The following is a 13,483-nucleotide window of genomic DNA, read 5'->3' as shown; positions in this document are numbered from 1 at the left end:
CAGGTGGAAAAACAGCTTGCCAGCAATGCGCCGTTAACAACTGTTTTTTCGCTGGAGAAATAGTAATACCCCGCTACAATAGACTGAAATTTCCCCTGCTATTTCTTTTGGCTGCCACTACGGCGGCTTTTTAGTCTTTCATATAACAACAAAATAAAAGGTGAATACGTGCAGAAGTATACCAGTGAAGCGCGTCAGTTATTAGCGTTAGCGATACCGGTGATCCTTGCGCAAGTGGCACAGACCGCAATGGGATTCGTCGATACCGTCATGGCGGGAGGCTATAGCGCTACGGACATGGCTGCCGTCGCTATCGGCACCTCTATCTGGCTTCCCGCCATTTTGTTTGGTCACGGCTTACTGCTGGCCTTGACGCCTGTGATTGCGCAACTCAATGGCTCCGGCCGTCGTGAGCGTATCGCGCATCAGGTTCGACAAGGGTTCTGGCTGGCGGGCTTTGTCTCCGTGCTGGTGATGATCGTCCTGTGGAATGCCGGATACATTATCCGCTCTATGCATAATATTGATCCGGCGCTGGCCGATAAAGCCGTGGGTTATCTTCGCGCGCTGCTGTGGGGCGCGCCAGGATACCTTTTCTTTCAGGTAGCGCGAAACCAGTGCGAAGGTCTGGCCAAAACCAAACCGGGTATGGTGATGGGATTTTTGGGCCTGCTGGTGAATATTCCGGTGAACTATATTTTTATCTATGGCCATTTTGGTATGCCGGAACTCGGCGGTATCGGCTGCGGCGTTGCGACTGCGGCGGTCTATTGGGTGATGTTTATCGCCATGCTTTCTTACATTAAACACGCGCGTTCAATGCGTGATATTCGTAATGAAAAAGGCTTTGGCAAACCTGATAGCGTCGTCATGAAGCGCCTGATTCAACTGGGGTTGCCGATTGCGCTGGCGCTGTTCTTTGAAGTGACGTTATTTGCGGTCGTTGCGCTGCTGGTTTCGCCATTAGGTATTGTGGATGTCGCCGGTCATCAGATTGCGCTTAACTTTAGCTCGCTGATGTTCGTACTGCCGATGTCGCTGGCTGCGGCGGTAACGATTCGAGTGGGTTATCGTCTGGGCCAGGGCTCAACGCTGGGTGCGCAAACCGCAGCGCGTACCGGTTTAGGCGTCGGCATTTGTATGGCTGTGGTTACCGCTATTTTTACCGTTACTCTGCGTAAGCATATTGCTTTGCTCTACAATGACAACCCTGAGGTCGTGGCGCTTGCCGCGCAATTAATGCTGCTCGCTGCGGTTTACCAGATTTCCGACTCTATACAGGTTATCGGCAGCGGTATTCTGCGCGGTTATAAAGATACGCGTTCCATCTTTTTTATCACCTTTACCGCCTACTGGGTGTTAGGTTTACCCAGCGGTTATATCCTGGCGTTAACGGATTTGGTGGTGGATCGTATGGGACCGGCGGGCTTCTGGATGGGGTTCATCATCGGCCTGACCTCGGCGGCGGTGTTAATGATGCTACGGATGCGCTATCTACAACGTCAGCCGTCCGCCATCATTTTGCAGCGTGCTGCGCGATAATACGACGATAGCCGTCGCATGGCGGCTATTTTCTCGACATGTTGCATATTTCCACCGCAATCAGGTGATTTCAGGAAGAAAATTGCGATTTCCCTCTTGCCTCATTGCAGTTGTGACGCTAATATTCGTCCCCGTTGTCACCTACAACGTTGCGTTCATAGCTCAGTTGGTTAGAGCACCACCTTGACATGGTGGGGGTCGTTGGTTCGAGTCCAATTGAACGCACCATCATTTTAATGCGTCTGTAGCTCAGTTGGTTAGAGCACCACCTTGACATGGTGGGGGTCGATGGTTCGAGTCCATTCAGACGCACCAATCCATTATCTTGTTTAATTTTATAATACGCTATCTGGTGCTTGTGCCAGGCTAAAAGCGATTATTTTCAGTCTCTCACCTTTATCGTCAAGCACTGCTCTATACGCTATTACCCTCTTAACCTTCGCAGTGGCCTGAAGAAGCATACCAAAAGCATTTATGGTGTTTCGGTAGAATGCGCATAATCTATCTTCATCACCATACGTAACAAGGCTGCAACGGGTTCAAATAACGTTTCAGGAATTTTATCTCCGCGTTCCACTTCAAAAAATAATGAGCGGGCCAGCTCAACATTTTCAACAACGGGGATGCAGTTGCGTTCAGCGATGTTAACAATATAGTTAGCTTGAGCATCACTGCCTTTTTCCAGGACGCGTGGTATTGGCATATCGGTGGGATGATAGCCAAGACAAACCGCAATATGCGTTGGGTTACGCACTACCGCAACAGATTGTTTAACAGATTGAGCTAAACTCCCACTTTGTATTTCACTCTGCATTTCCCGACGCCGTGTCTTCATTTGAGGGTCGCCCTCCAGATCTTTATGCTCTTGTTTTACGTCATCTTTACTCATTTTTAGATCTTTTCTAATCTTATAATATTGAAAAGAATAGTCCAGTATGCCAACGACGATATAAAAAGCCATCACCCCTACCCATAACCATTTTATTAAAGAAGAAACCACAAGCACGCCACAGGCTAACCCACAGTACGGTAGCGCCCGAAAAGTACTGGCATAATAATAAAAGAAAAAGGCAAAGATAAGAGATAACATGATAACTTTTAGGCTGGATTTACATAATTCTACTACGCTATGTAAAGAGAATATCTGCTTAAAATTACTTACCGGATTTATATGCTCGCTTTTAAAACCTATGGCCTTGCTGGCAATAACCACCCCCACCTGAAGAAACACGCTACCCACAGTAGCAACTATTACCCCAGCGCCCAGAAACAGCAGTACAGAAGCCAATGACTCTATTAAAACATGGCTCAATTGCGTTAATGCATAAGAAAATGGTTTATTTACTAATTGTAATGTGAAAGTTATTGACTCAATCAGTATCAAAATCATCTTTTCAGTAAAGAAATGAAAATACAAATAAAGCGCAATCAGCTGAAATAATGATGTTATTTCAATACTTTTGACAACCTGCCCTTCCTTACGGCCATCACGTAATTTCTTTTCTGTAGGCTGTTCTGTTTTCTCGCTCATACAGATGGAAACCAGTCTTTTAGATAAATATAAAATTTATCGCTTTCAACCAAATAGTGATGAAGAGCATAAGGGAATGAGATCAGGAGCGTCAGTAGAACCAATATACTTTTGAGCGGCATTGAGAAGAAAAACACATTCAATTGTTGTGCCGACCGATTTAAAAGACCTAAAGCCAGATCGGCTAATACCATACATATTATGGCAGGAAGAGAGAAGCTGATGCATAATTGATAAAGCGTTCTCCACTCTGCCTGGATATATTTTAAAAATTGCCGGTCAAATAATAAAGTACGCCCTGGTGGTAAATATTGATATGACTCATACAGAATGTTTAATATAAACTCCATGCCGCCGCTTATAAAGAAAATAACACACAAGAACTGGCTGAAAAGCAAGCCAAAAAGTGAGGTTTCAGCTTCTATTGTAGAATTGAATATCGTACCCATTGTCGCGCCACGTAAAGTATCAAGCAGAAACCCCGCCATATCAACGGCCCAAAAGGGAACCGCCGCACAAAACCCAATTAAAAAACCAATAATCACCTCTCCGGTGACTAACCCTAACCAGCTGTAATCTTTACCAATATGCATCATAATCTTCTGCTGGTAAATGATTGGTAATATGGGAAAGGTAAGTGACATAAGTACGCCATTACGTAAAATCGCGGACCCTAAACTGCCACTTTTTAATAGGGGAAGTAATAAAGAGAGGCTCAATGGTCGAATAAAAGCCACAGCCAATGCAATAAGCCACTCATTTACCTGTTGTGCCATTCAACCATGCTCTCCAATTCGTAACATTATCTGCCGGGTATAATTCAACAGGATACCGCTAAGCCATGGGTAGCTGACCATTAAGGTTATTGCAATTGCCAATAATTTAATCATGAACTGTAGCGTTTGGTCCTGTATTTGAGTCAAGGCCTGAACAAGGCTTACGATGACACCAACTACCGATGCCACCAACACCACCGGCATAGACGTAAAAAGGACGATCCATAAAAGTTGCGTTACAAATTGCGTCAATTCAGAATCATTCATGAAAAGCTCTGTACCAATTGCGCCAGTGTCAGATCCCAACCGCCTGCCAGTAAAAATATTAGCAGCTTAAACGGTAATGAAATGGTCATTGGCGATACCATCATCATCCCCATAGCCAGCAGTATATTTGAAATAAGCAGGTCAATAGCCAGAAAGGGAAGATAAATAAGTAATCCAATCCGAAATGCCTGCGTCAACTGACTCACCGTAAATGCCGGAATTAATATGAGCAAAGAATCAGGTTTTATCTTTCTTTTTATGTCTTCAGGCCAGGTTCGTTTTATCAAACTCCGAAAATAATTGGCTTCCTTCTCTTCAGAGTTTTTTTGCAAAAACTGTCGATAAGGCGCTAATGCTTTACTGTCCCACTCAGACGTCCAGAAAGGAGCGCCAGCGACCTGAACCGGATGCCAGCGCTCTTTTACAGCTAATAGCGTCGGCCCCATAATGAATAAGGAAAGTACAAGCGCGAGGCCATACAGTGCGATATTTGGGGGAACTTGTTGAATACCCAGAGCATTTCGTAAAATCGAAAATACCACCGCCAGTTTAAGGAAAGAGGTTCCCATGACGATAATGAGAGGCAGTATTGAAAGCAGAAACAATATACCAATCAGTTGCAAAGGCGAATCGGGTAAAGACATACTGTATCCCTCATGACACGACCTGGAACGCTATTATATTGTTCGCATATTATTTTTCTTATCAGGTTTACGCTGTATTTTTGCAAAGATACCAACGTGTAATACGCACCATAAATTCATTGCCACAGGCAATCAACTCACCTTGCCCAATAATACGGTCATTTACTCTTATCGTCACCTCTGGCGCAAAACATCCACCTACAGGCAAAACGTCCCCCGTTTTAAGTTGTCGTAATTGTCCAATTTCCAGACTCGCACGTCCGATCTCAAAGAGCACCTGTTGTGGTATCTGCTCAAGTTCTACTGAAGATGTTCCGTCACTCTTTGACATTGGACTCCCTGACGCAAGTAGCGTTTCGATATCCTGGACTAATTCATCAAATTTCATCGTGTTATCCTCTGTCAGCAACACCCTCGCGTAGATCCCCCCAGGTAGTTGAATAGCAAAAAAACCGAGTCTGATGTCGCCAAAGCAATGAATCCGAACGCCCATGCCGATTTCGATAGACTCAAGTTCAATTAACGTAAGCTGGCACCAGCCTAAATATACAGGGACTACTACAGGAGGGGCAGGATAAATCTGTTGTCGCTCAGCAGAAAGCTCTCCGACTATATTGCGCAAAAAACCCGTTGGCCATGTAAAAATAATGCTATGGAACTCATGTTCTTCAACTGTCCATTTAATATGCAACGCTAGCTGATGTGGTAGATTACTGCAGGATGTTGGCGGTTCGTTCTGACAGAGGGTTGCATCACTGGCTTGCAATAACGGCGCCAGCCCCCATTCAGCTATTCCATATAGCAATTCAGGATCGATAACCGATCGATTAGCGGTGCCAATTAACCCTTCACACCAGCGCTGCCAGCATTGTTCTGCAATCCACACCCTACCCAGCTCATTATGATAATTTATGGTAAATAATGTCCCTTGCTGTACTGGATATTGTTGCATACTCAATGTCAGCTCACCAATGGTAGCGCCTTGCGTTGGAAGCATCTCCATCCACGGACGCTCTTCATTCGCTATTCTTAACATAGAATATCTCCAGGGAAATTATATACCCCATATGCAGCAACTGAGACTCCAGCCACTGCTTTAGCGCTTTCATCGAACGGTAAATTTCATGATGAGGGACATTGATTCTTAACTGAATTAGCCCCCCTGATTCACAGACTTCACACTCTACACCGTCAAGATAACCGCCACTAACACGATAACGTTGCGTGAAAACCACGTTCTTATTCAATGCTGCAGGAGGATTATTCTCACCAATGGGTAATGCCTGGTGCATGAGTTGTTCAAAGTCCATACGTTCCGCCTCCGCCTCGTTATCATCCTGATAAGACTGGCATGGCAACCCAAGACTTCCCTCAACTTTGGTAATACGCATCGCTTAATACCATAGTAATTTTTTCTTTCTTTTTCATAAGCGCATTAAAATTCTTCTGTAATTCGCTTCGCCGGGAGACAAGCTGCTGATACTGATTCTCTAACTGCTGCCGTTGCGTCAAAAAGCTCTGCGCCTGAGTGAATAACCCGGCCATTTGTTGTTTCTTATCCAACAATAAATGACAAGATAACGTACCTTGCCAGCCCATTAATTCTTTCAGTCTGGTAGACACTGCTAAAGCGCGCGTCTGGCAAATCTGCTGTTCCGTAATAATCGCCTGTTGCTGCTGATCAAGTACGGTAAGTTTGCCGCGTAATTGCTTTTCACGCCGCGCGATTATCTCCAGCAAAGTTTCCATGATCACTCGGTGAGTATTTGGTGTAATTTTTCTATGAGTAGCTCGGGTCCGCATACTTCATCCTTACTTTGTCGCAAAAATGTGCAAATATCCGGATAGGTATCAATGGCTTTGTCAGTATCTGTATCAACTCCTCGCTGGTATTCCCCAATGCGTATTAATAGTTCAACCTCCTGGTAAAGCGCCAGGCACCGTCGCAATATCGCCGCCAGTTGACGATGCTCATGGCTGGTAACGACTGGAAAAACGCGGCTGAGCGTTGCCAACACGTCAATGGCAGGATAATGCCCCCTCTCTGCAAGCCGCCGGGATAGCACAATATGTCCATCAAGTAGTGAACGGACTTCATCCGCCAACGGCTCATTCATATCATCGCCTTCCACCAGTACCGTATAAAATGCGGTAATACTGCCTTTTTCCCCCATTCCTGTACGTTCTAAAAGTCGTGGCAATGCACTAAATACGCCTGGCGGATATTCTCCAGAAACCGCGGTCTCTCCGGCGGCCAGAGCGATTTCCCGTGCGGCCCTGGCATAACGCGTCAGTGAGTCGGCAAGCAAGACGACTCGCTTTCCATTATCGCGAAAAAATTCTGCTATCGTGGTGGCCACAAACAGCGCCCTCACGCGCTCTAAGGCGGGTCTGTCAGAGGTTGCGACAACAATGACACAACGTTTTCGGGTCTCTTCAGACAGTGTAAAATCGATGAACTCGCGGACTTCTCGTCCACGTTCACCAATTAACACCAGAACATTGCTGTCTGCGTCTGGCGCATTACACAGCATCGCCAGAAGCGTGCTTTTGCCCACGCCAGGAGCAGAAAAAATACCCACTCGTTGCCCTTCGCCACAGGTCGCAACGCTATCAATAGCGCGAATCCCCGTCATTAATGGTTGAGTGATAGGCTGTCGAACCATTGCGGAAGGAGGCATTGCATCATAGTCTTTCCAGCAGACGTCGGGCAGTTCGCGGCCATCAAGGGGACGACCAAAACCATCAATGACTCGCCCTAATAACGCTTCGCCCACAGGAACCTGATGGCGTCGCCTTAAGGCCATCACTTGCTGCCCGCAGTGAAGTCCGATAGTACTCGTAAAAGGAGATAGCAAAGCTTTACTGCCATTAATCCCCACGACTTCAGCAAGTTCTTCTCCAGGCTTTATACAGCACAACTCGCCCATAAATACCCCAGGCAACCACGCATTTAACAACGTTGCGCTGACATCCTGAATTCGGCCCCATCGACAATAACCATCGGGGGGCGGATATTTCAGCCTCAGACGTTGCATCAATTCATTCTTCATTGTCCGCCAACTCCTCTTCGCTAAGGTCAATACTTTCTACCACTTGTATAAGGCTCTCCTCTCCTAATTCCTGCCATGACAAAATCGGTACGTCGAACAAGGTGGCTTCTGTAATTTTTCGCAAGAAACGTCGGGTGTCGACAGAAGTGACAATGAATAATTTGGCTGACTGCTTCAGCGCCTGCTCGATAAGTTGCAGGATCTGCGTCTTATGACGAGACGACAGCGCAGTATAGGTCCCCATTGCCGTCTGGCGAATGGATTCACGCACGAGGTTCTCAATACCTTCGCCGATCCGCAAAATCGGCAGCGGTTTTCCTTCCGGATTAAGACGACGCAGAATATGACGGCGAAGCGCGATACGGACATATTCTGTCAACATCAGGACATCTTTTTCACGTGGCGCCCAGTCAATTAAGGTGCCGAAAATAAGACGTAAATCTCTAATAGAAACCCGCTCTGATACAAGCCGTTGCAAAGTTTCAGCGATTTTATTAATGGGTAACTGGCGCTGAAGCTCTTTCACCAGCTCAGAGTAGTTTTTTTCCATCGCATTCATTAGATAACGCGTTTCCTGAACACCAATAAACTCTCCCATATGCCGAAGCAGGACACATTTTAATAAGGCAGAGATACGTTGGCTGCCCGCGAAAACGTCCAGTCCAAAACCTTGCGCCTTATGGGCCATGTCTTTTGTAAGCCAACAGATCTGCCCCATCCCGTTCGGTAACGTCTGGCTGTCACCCACCACACTAGCGTCCGCGCCTATCAATAAATAATCCGCCTGAGCGGGAATAGATAAACTAAATACGGGTTCCTGATATAGCAGTACCGTCAATTTTTCGGTGGGTTCAGGCAAAACCTCAATATTCACCTCAGGGAGAGGGACGCCGGTATCCTCAAATAAAAACCATCTCATGGCGTCAATATCACGAATCAGGTCGGCAGAATGTAACGTCGGGCTAAGACGTAAGATTAGAGGACATGCGCCGGGAACCATACTATCTTTTTCCGGTGCTTCGACGCCATTTGCGGAAACCACAGACTTTTTGCGGCGAATGAGGATAATTGGCAATGCTAACAACGCTGAAAAGAAAGCGAGAGTGATAAAAGGAAAGCCAGGAATTAAAGCGAGGAGCATTAAAACCACAGCGGTTAATATGAGCGACTGAGGTTGTCTGGCAATTTGAGAACTCAACTCTGTCGCCAGGTTCTGGCGTTTCTCACCCGGGACACGGGTGACAATAATTCCCGCGCTAAGGGAAATCAGCAGCGATGGAATTTGCCCACATAAACCATCTCCGATTGACAGTACGCTATAAGTGTGAACAGCCTCACTCATCGACATATCATATTGTACGATAGCGATAATGATACCGCCGATAATGTTCACCAGAACAACAATAATACCGGCAATCGTATCGCCTTTAACAAATTTCATCGCACCGTCCATCGCACCGAGAAAGCGGCTTTCCTGCTGGACATGCTGTCTTAATGTACGGGCATGGTCTGCATCGATAACTCCGGCACGCAAATCGCCATCGATACTCATTTGTTTGCCTGGCATCCCATCAAGCGAGAAACGTGCGCTAACTTCCGCCACCCTCTCGATACCTTTTGTAATGACAATAAACTGCACGATAGTAATGATGGTAAATACGACCAACCCAACGGTGAGATTTCCTCCTACGACAAACTTACCGAAAGCATCCACAATATTACCGGCATTATGTTGTAACAGTACCAGCCGTGATGTGCTGATTGTGAGTGACAAACGATATAATGTAGTAATAAGTAATAAAGACGGAAATACCGATAAATCGAGAGGGTCACTAAGATAAATAGCAATTAAGAGCAGGATCACTGAAAACATAAGGTTGATAGTAATCAGGATATCAACCATCCAGGTCGGCAAAGGTAACAGCATCATCACAATAGCGATTAATAACACCGTCGCCAGAACCATATCCTGCCGACCCGCGCATACACTGAGCCACTGTTGCGCCCTGACTCCCTCACCTAACCATGAACGCATTGCGACTCCAGAAATTTTATTTGTCGATGATGTAATCGTAACCAGAGCTCGGCGGAGCTGGAAAGAGGTGGAGAACAACTCATTGCAAGCCCATCGCGCAACAAAAATAATCGTTGAGGAATACCCTGGAACGCTGCGGGTTTCCAGTTAGCCAACGCTTTAAAAAGCAGTTCTTCGTCTAAGAAGGTTTGCTTGAGTATCTGACATAAGTGAATACGACCGTTATGATAGTTTAGATAGGTTTCATATTGTCCTTGCCGCCAGAACATATTGGTTGCTAAAGGCCGTTCAGCTAATCCTGCTAATTGAATAAAAAGCTGAATATTACGTTCAGTAATGAGATCCCAATCCATCCTGACGCCTCATGATGAGCCAGAAAGCCAATTTACCTAAATATTGAAAGCCAGGTATCAGAATAAAACCTGATTTATCTTTACTTCACGAAGCGTTTCGAGAATTTGTTCACGTTGATCTTCGTCGTTAAAACAGTTATCGGGTATCAGCATAAACTGCGCATCAAGTTGTTGGAGTAACCGATTGAACATCTTCGATGAAGAAACTATAGCGGTAAGTCTATCAAGCAACCAATCACTGAAAAGCCAGCGCTCACAAATGATATCGAGTAGTAGCGGCAGTAATGTATTAGGCGGCAACTGGCAAATCCACTCCTCACGCTGGCACTCTTTTTCAAGGCCAAGGAATAACAGCAAACGACGCAAACGTACTAATGCTGCGGCCAAACGACTTTGCTCCGAAGGTTCGATGCATATGCTAAGTTCAAAGGCTATGGCTCTTAGCAAAATACGGACCCGTTCACAGCGATCCGGCCAGTCTGCCACGCGTCTGAACCACTGCGATAAGGGCATTTCATCGTTGTCTATCGCCTGTTGCATAAAACGTTTCAGAGAGGACAGCGTAGCGGTATCCACTTCGCCAAGTTCCAGTAAACTAAAAACGGCAAGTTCCCATCCCTCCTCCGCTGTAAGCGTATCCAGTTGCGATTGCAAATCGCGTTTTTTCTTTTTTGACAACCCGCCGGCAGTAAGCGCCATTGCAAGAGCGATAATTTGATACGCATTCTGTAAATCAGGATCACTATTCTCTTCGGTAAGCGGACGCAACGCTGCCCCATTATCCTCCTGTATTTGTTTTATCAAACGCAGCAAAGCCTGCTGCCTGCGCTCCAGTTTCTCAGCATCAGTGAATTTATTACTTTCGCGCAGTTTACCACTCAGCGCCATTCCTATTTCTTCCATCGTCTCATAGAGCGCTGCCCCCGTCGTTTCCTGTAACTCCTGGAGAGCTAACATTGAAGGCGAAATAACCTCTTGTTCCTCTATAACCTGGCCAGGGGTAAATGCTGTAGGGGGCGTCATTTTTATCTCATTAATTTTAATATTCATCGCTACCTCTTTTATCTTCACCATTACGTAACCATTTCAGTAACGCGTTGAAATGACGAGAAAGTGAAAATTCAACGGCATATCGTGTTGAGGAAAGTTCAGCCTGATCGGGAGAGAAACCAGGCTCGATAATCAACGTAAACCGCTTGCCAAAAGTTTCTCGCATCAATGCCTCTTTTTCAGGATGAATACGCAAATAAAGCGCTCCCTCTTCCGCCATAGCCGTGGCCTGGCGTGCCAGACGATGGCACATAACACTGTCTACCGACTGTTGGTCGAACCAGGCCAACAGAACCTGTTCTATACTATTTTTAATATGATGCGCTGCGTGATCGACCAATGAACGAAATTGATTTTCATCTTCTTGTAAATGTTTTACATGCTGTTCCAGCCATTCCACTTCCATTTTTTCCAGCGTATTTTTACGCAAGCACGCTAGTTCTTGTTGCTGCTCAACTTTCTGTTCACGCTGATAACGATAGGCGTCTCGGATGATTTTTTCAGCCTTACGGTAAGCGGAGCTCACAATAGCATGTGAAACTCTCTTAGCTTGTTGCTCTTGCGCAAATAAAGTTAATTGTAATGCTATCCACTGTGACTCAATAATATTTCGAGCGGGTAGCTTATGGTTAATTTCCGTCAGAGGAAGTGAAGTAAAACTCATAGCAAATGCTCCATGAAGATAATCTCGGTAAGAGAAGTCTTCGGCCAAAGTATACGCTGCGGAGGGGGTAATAATACTAATAGCGCATGTAAAACCGCATCGTCATGCGCTTCCCGATTAAGAATGGCGGTACCGATCTGCAATGCAGTTTGTTGCATCACTTGCGGAGGAAGTAATTTGCCATCTCTTTGCCCCAACCAACCATATAGCTGCCAGATCTCATCCTCGCTAAACCACTGTAGAAGCAATTGCCGATACTCTGGTAGCATAAAATAGTCACTACACCTGAGTTTGAATAATCCCAGCCCAAAGGCAAATGCCGATATACGCGGCGCAAGACGAACCTGCCGTTTTTGCCTGTCATTTAAACAGGCTGGAATAACAGAGCTTCCTCTTAGTCTATTTAACGCTCTGTCAAGAAGACGATCCAACTCGGGCCGATCGCCATAACGCCAGCAGTTTGAAGGATGAAAACCCAGCTTATCCAGCCATTCCGGTACAGCGTAACGAGCAGGTTGCCAGAAATAACGATAAAGTTGCAACACCTCGGGATCAGGTCGGCTCAAAAACGGCGTCTCAGGCAAAAATAGCCGATCAGGATGCCCACTCCTAATAACAGTCCTGTCAACGATAACATCAACTGATAAGGGTATTTCATCAACCACTTCTCCACCTTCCCTTTATTGGCGTTGATCACGTCCATAATCCAGAATGTTTGTCTCGCGGGTACATCAGGTACCATTCTGAATTCAGCAGGCTGCATCAAGATACTAATCTTACTGTATTGCAACCCAGGGATTGACATCTCTATTAAATCTTTAATTTTTACCCGAAAGGCCTCCATATTGACCTGAGGTGAATATTTTATAAATACGGCAACTGAGCTCGGAGAAGCGTTACTTCCCTCATCATAAGTCGGTAGCGCAATGGTCACTTTTGCATTAATCACGCCCTCCATCTGACTCAGCATTCCTTCAATTCTTTGTTCTTTTAAAAAATTAATCTTCTGCTGTTCTTCCTGGGGTGATACCACTAACTGATTAGCCGGAAACATCTTATCCGCCGTTGTAAACTGCCTATGCGGATAACCGTTAAGTCTAAGTAGCTCAACCGCATTAATAAACTGCGACTGCTCGACACGTAAGGTTACACCATCCTCTTCCTGTTTTTTTTCCGCATCAATATGATGCTGCATAAGTAATGCCAGCATTTGATTCGCCTCATCTTCTGGCAATGAGCGATAAAGATCCACATCACATGCCGTAAGAAAGAACGTAAGGACAGTAAGAAATACTATACGATGAACCTTCATGCCATGTTATCCAGCTTATTAAGCGCTTGCGATGCTGCGCCTGATATTCTGGCAAGATAATCGACGCCTACCGTTAACTGCATATAATCCATTTGTCTGGTCAACATAACCTGCGGTAATAAAGCACTGGCGTTACTGGTGGATGCTTCATCTTTCAGCAATTGTTCAAAAAAATTAATTTGCTCCTGGCTCGGTTCTGCAGAGGACTTTACATAAGATTGAGTGCTTACAGGCACTACGCTCATATCAGAAATAT

General features: G+C 45.6%; 16 protein-coding genes and 2 tRNA genes. 3 read left to right on the top strand and 15 right to left on the bottom strand.

Annotation, left to right across the window (positions count from 1 at the left end; genetic code table 11):
- Positions 1 to 168: 168 nt before the first annotated feature.
- The 3 genes from mdtK to ACLJRS_RS03120 all read left to right on the top strand — a co-directional run bounded on the left by mdtK (position 169) and on the right by ACLJRS_RS03120 (position 1,857).
- The gene (mdtK, locus tag ACLJRS_RS03130) at positions 169 to 1,542 is read left to right on the top strand and encodes a multidrug efflux MATE transporter MdtK (RefSeq protein WP_001175078.1); all 1,374 of its coding nucleotides are present in this window, start codon (positions 169 to 171) and stop codon (positions 1,540 to 1,542) included.
- Between the two features lie 151 nt (positions 1,543 to 1,693).
- Positions 1,694 to 1,770, top strand: a tRNA-Val gene (locus ACLJRS_RS03125).
- Positions 1,771 to 1,780: 10 nt separating this feature from the next.
- Positions 1,781 to 1,857, top strand: a tRNA-Val gene (locus tag ACLJRS_RS03120).
- Positions 1,858 to 2,014: 157 nt separating this feature from the next.
- Here the strand turns inward: ACLJRS_RS03120 and ssaU are convergent.
- The 15 genes from ssaU to ssaI form a co-directional block, all read right to left on the bottom strand.
- A complete protein-coding gene (ssaU, locus tag ACLJRS_RS03115; protein WP_001291721.1) occupies positions 2,015 to 3,073 on the bottom strand; it encodes an SPI-2 type III secretion system apparatus protein SsaU in 1,059 nt (352 codons plus the stop codon).
- The gene (gene ssaT, locus ACLJRS_RS03110) at positions 3,070 to 3,849 is read right to left on the bottom strand and encodes an SPI-2 type III secretion system apparatus protein SsaT (protein ID WP_000068768.1); all 780 of its coding nucleotides are present in this window, start codon (positions 3,847 to 3,849) and stop codon (positions 3,070 to 3,072) included. Before ssaT ends, ssaU begins: the two co-directional genes overlap by 4 nt.
- Positions 3,850 to 4,116, bottom strand: coding sequence for an SPI-2 type III secretion system apparatus protein SsaS (gene ssas, locus ACLJRS_RS03105; protein WP_000999982.1), 267 nt, complete (start codon positions 4,114 to 4,116; stop codon positions 3,850 to 3,852).
- The gene (ssaR, locus tag ACLJRS_RS03100) at positions 4,113 to 4,760 is read right to left on the bottom strand and encodes an SPI-2 type III secretion system export apparatus protein SsaR (RefSeq protein ID WP_000056368.1); all 648 of its coding nucleotides are present in this window, start codon (positions 4,758 to 4,760) and stop codon (positions 4,113 to 4,115) included. The genes ssas and ssaR overlap by 4 nt, the downstream gene beginning before the upstream one ends.
- A 67-nt stretch (positions 4,761 to 4,827) precedes the next feature.
- Positions 4,828 to 5,796: an SPI-2 type III secretion system cytoplasmic ring protein SsaQ gene (gene ssaQ / locus ACLJRS_RS03095; protein ID WP_000944184.1), complete on the bottom strand. Its 969-nt coding sequence runs from the start codon at positions 5,794 to 5,796 to the stop codon at positions 4,828 to 4,830.
- Positions 5,777 to 6,151 (bottom strand): SPI-2 type III secretion system apparatus protein SsaP, encoded by a 375-nt coding sequence (ssaP, locus tag ACLJRS_RS03090; RefSeq protein ID WP_001223304.1) that lies wholly within the window; start codon positions 6,149 to 6,151, stop codon positions 5,777 to 5,779. Before ssaP ends, ssaQ begins: the two co-directional genes overlap by 20 nt.
- On the bottom strand, positions 6,132 to 6,509 hold the full coding sequence (gene ssaO / locus ACLJRS_RS03085; RefSeq protein WP_000449089.1) for an SPI-2 type III secretion system apparatus protein SsaO: 378 nt from the start codon (positions 6,507 to 6,509) through the stop codon (positions 6,132 to 6,134). Before ssaO ends, ssaP begins: the two co-directional genes overlap by 20 nt.
- Before the next feature lie 2 nt (positions 6,510 to 6,511).
- Positions 6,512 to 7,813, bottom strand: coding sequence for a SctN family type III secretion system ATPase SsaN (gene ssaN / locus ACLJRS_RS03080; protein WP_410957746.1), 1,302 nt, complete (start codon positions 7,811 to 7,813; stop codon positions 6,512 to 6,514).
- Positions 7,803 to 9,848, bottom strand: coding sequence for an SPI-2 type III secretion system apparatus protein SsaV (ssaV, locus tag ACLJRS_RS03075; protein ID WP_001258231.1), 2,046 nt, complete (start codon positions 9,846 to 9,848; stop codon positions 7,803 to 7,805). Before ssaV ends, ssaN begins: the two co-directional genes overlap by 11 nt.
- Positions 9,833 to 10,201 carry an SPI-2 type III secretion system apparatus protein SsaM gene (gene ssaM, locus ACLJRS_RS03070; RefSeq protein WP_000383702.1) on the bottom strand — a complete coding sequence of 123 codons (369 nt, stop codon included), beginning with the start codon at positions 10,199 to 10,201 and terminating at the stop codon, positions 9,833 to 9,835. Before ssaM ends, ssaV begins: the two co-directional genes overlap by 16 nt.
- 57 nt (positions 10,202 to 10,258) lie before the next feature.
- Positions 10,259 to 11,275, bottom strand: coding sequence for an SPI-2 type III secretion system apparatus protein SsaL (gene ssaL, locus ACLJRS_RS03065; protein WP_000238880.1), 1,017 nt, complete (start codon positions 11,273 to 11,275; stop codon positions 10,259 to 10,261).
- A complete protein-coding gene (gene ssaK / locus ACLJRS_RS03060; protein WP_000011196.1) occupies positions 11,241 to 11,915 on the bottom strand; it encodes an SPI-2 type III secretion system apparatus protein SsaK in 675 nt (224 codons plus the stop codon). The genes ssaL and ssaK overlap by 35 nt, the downstream gene beginning before the upstream one ends.
- Positions 11,912 to 12,460, bottom strand: coding sequence for a type III secretion system domain-containing protein (locus tag ACLJRS_RS03055; RefSeq protein WP_001531605.1), 549 nt, complete (start codon positions 12,458 to 12,460; stop codon positions 11,912 to 11,914). Before ACLJRS_RS03055 ends, ssaK begins: the two co-directional genes overlap by 4 nt.
- Positions 12,461 to 12,477: 17 nt before the next feature.
- Positions 12,478 to 13,227 carry an SPI-2 type III secretion system apparatus lipoprotein SsaJ gene (gene ssaJ / locus ACLJRS_RS03050; protein WP_000862878.1) on the bottom strand — a complete coding sequence of 250 codons (750 nt, stop codon included), beginning with the start codon at positions 13,225 to 13,227 and terminating at the stop codon, positions 12,478 to 12,480.
- Positions 13,224 to 13,472, bottom strand: coding sequence for a SctI family type III secretion system inner rod subunit SsaI (gene ssaI, locus ACLJRS_RS03045; protein WP_001574409.1), 249 nt, complete (start codon positions 13,470 to 13,472; stop codon positions 13,224 to 13,226). Before ssaI ends, ssaJ begins: the two co-directional genes overlap by 4 nt.
- Positions 13,473 to 13,483: the final 11 nt, after the last annotated feature.

It is taken from the genome of Salmonella sp. SAL00670, from assembly GCF_046552235.1.
Taxonomy (GTDB): Bacteria; Pseudomonadota; Gammaproteobacteria; order Enterobacterales; family Enterobacteriaceae; genus Salmonella; species Salmonella enterica.
The sequence above is the reverse complement of the archived record's forward strand: the minus strand, read 5'-3'. Positions and strand labels throughout refer to the sequence as shown.

What these genes read in the sequence shown, in the direction of transcription:
- ssaU (WP_001291721.1), bottom strand. Translation starts at nt 3,073, where the DNA reads ATGAGCGAGAAAACAGAACAGCCTACAGAAAAGAAATTACGTGATGGC.
- ssaT (WP_000068768.1), bottom strand. Translation starts at nt 3,849, where the DNA reads ATGGCACAACAGGTAAATGAGTGGCTTATTGCATTGGCTGTGGCTTTT.
- ssas (WP_000999982.1), bottom strand. Translation starts at nt 4,116, where the DNA reads ATGAATGATTCTGAATTGACGCAATTTGTAACGCAACTTTTATGGATC.
- ssaR (WP_000056368.1), bottom strand. Translation starts at nt 4,760, where the DNA reads ATGTCTTTACCCGATTCGCCTTTGCAACTGATTGGTATATTGTTTCTG.
- ssaQ (WP_000944184.1), bottom strand. Translation starts at nt 5,796, where the DNA reads ATGTTAAGAATAGCGAATGAAGAGCGTCCGTGGATGGAGATGCTTCCA.
- ssaP (WP_001223304.1), bottom strand. Translation starts at nt 6,151, where the DNA reads ATGCGTATTACCAAAGTTGAGGGAAGTCTTGGGTTGCCATGCCAGTCT.
- ssaO (WP_000449089.1), bottom strand. Translation starts at nt 6,509, where the DNA reads ATGGAAACTTTGCTGGAGATAATCGCGCGGCGTGAAAAGCAATTACGC.
- ssaN (WP_410957746.1), bottom strand. Translation starts at nt 7,813, where the DNA reads ATGAAGAATGAATTGATGCAACGTCTGAGGCTGAAATATCCGCCCCCC.
- ssaV (WP_001258231.1), bottom strand. Translation starts at nt 9,848, where the DNA reads ATGCGTTCATGGTTAGGTGAGGGAGTCAGGGCGCAACAGTGGCTCAGT.
- ssaM (WP_000383702.1), bottom strand. Translation starts at nt 10,201, where the DNA reads ATGGATTGGGATCTCATTACTGAACGTAATATTCAGCTTTTTATTCAA.
- ssaL (WP_000238880.1), bottom strand. Translation starts at nt 11,275, where the DNA reads ATGGTGAAGATAAAAGAGGTAGCGATGAATATTAAAATTAATGAGATA.
- ssaK (WP_000011196.1), bottom strand. Translation starts at nt 11,915, where the DNA reads ATGAGTTTTACTTCACTTCCTCTGACGGAAATTAACCATAAGCTACCC.
- ssaJ (WP_000862878.1), bottom strand. Translation starts at nt 13,227, where the DNA reads ATGAAGGTTCATCGTATAGTATTTCTTACTGTCCTTACGTTCTTTCTT.
- ssaI (WP_001574409.1), bottom strand. Translation starts at nt 13,472, where the DNA reads ATGAGCGTAGTGCCTGTAAGCACTCAATCTTATGTAAAGTCCTCTGCA.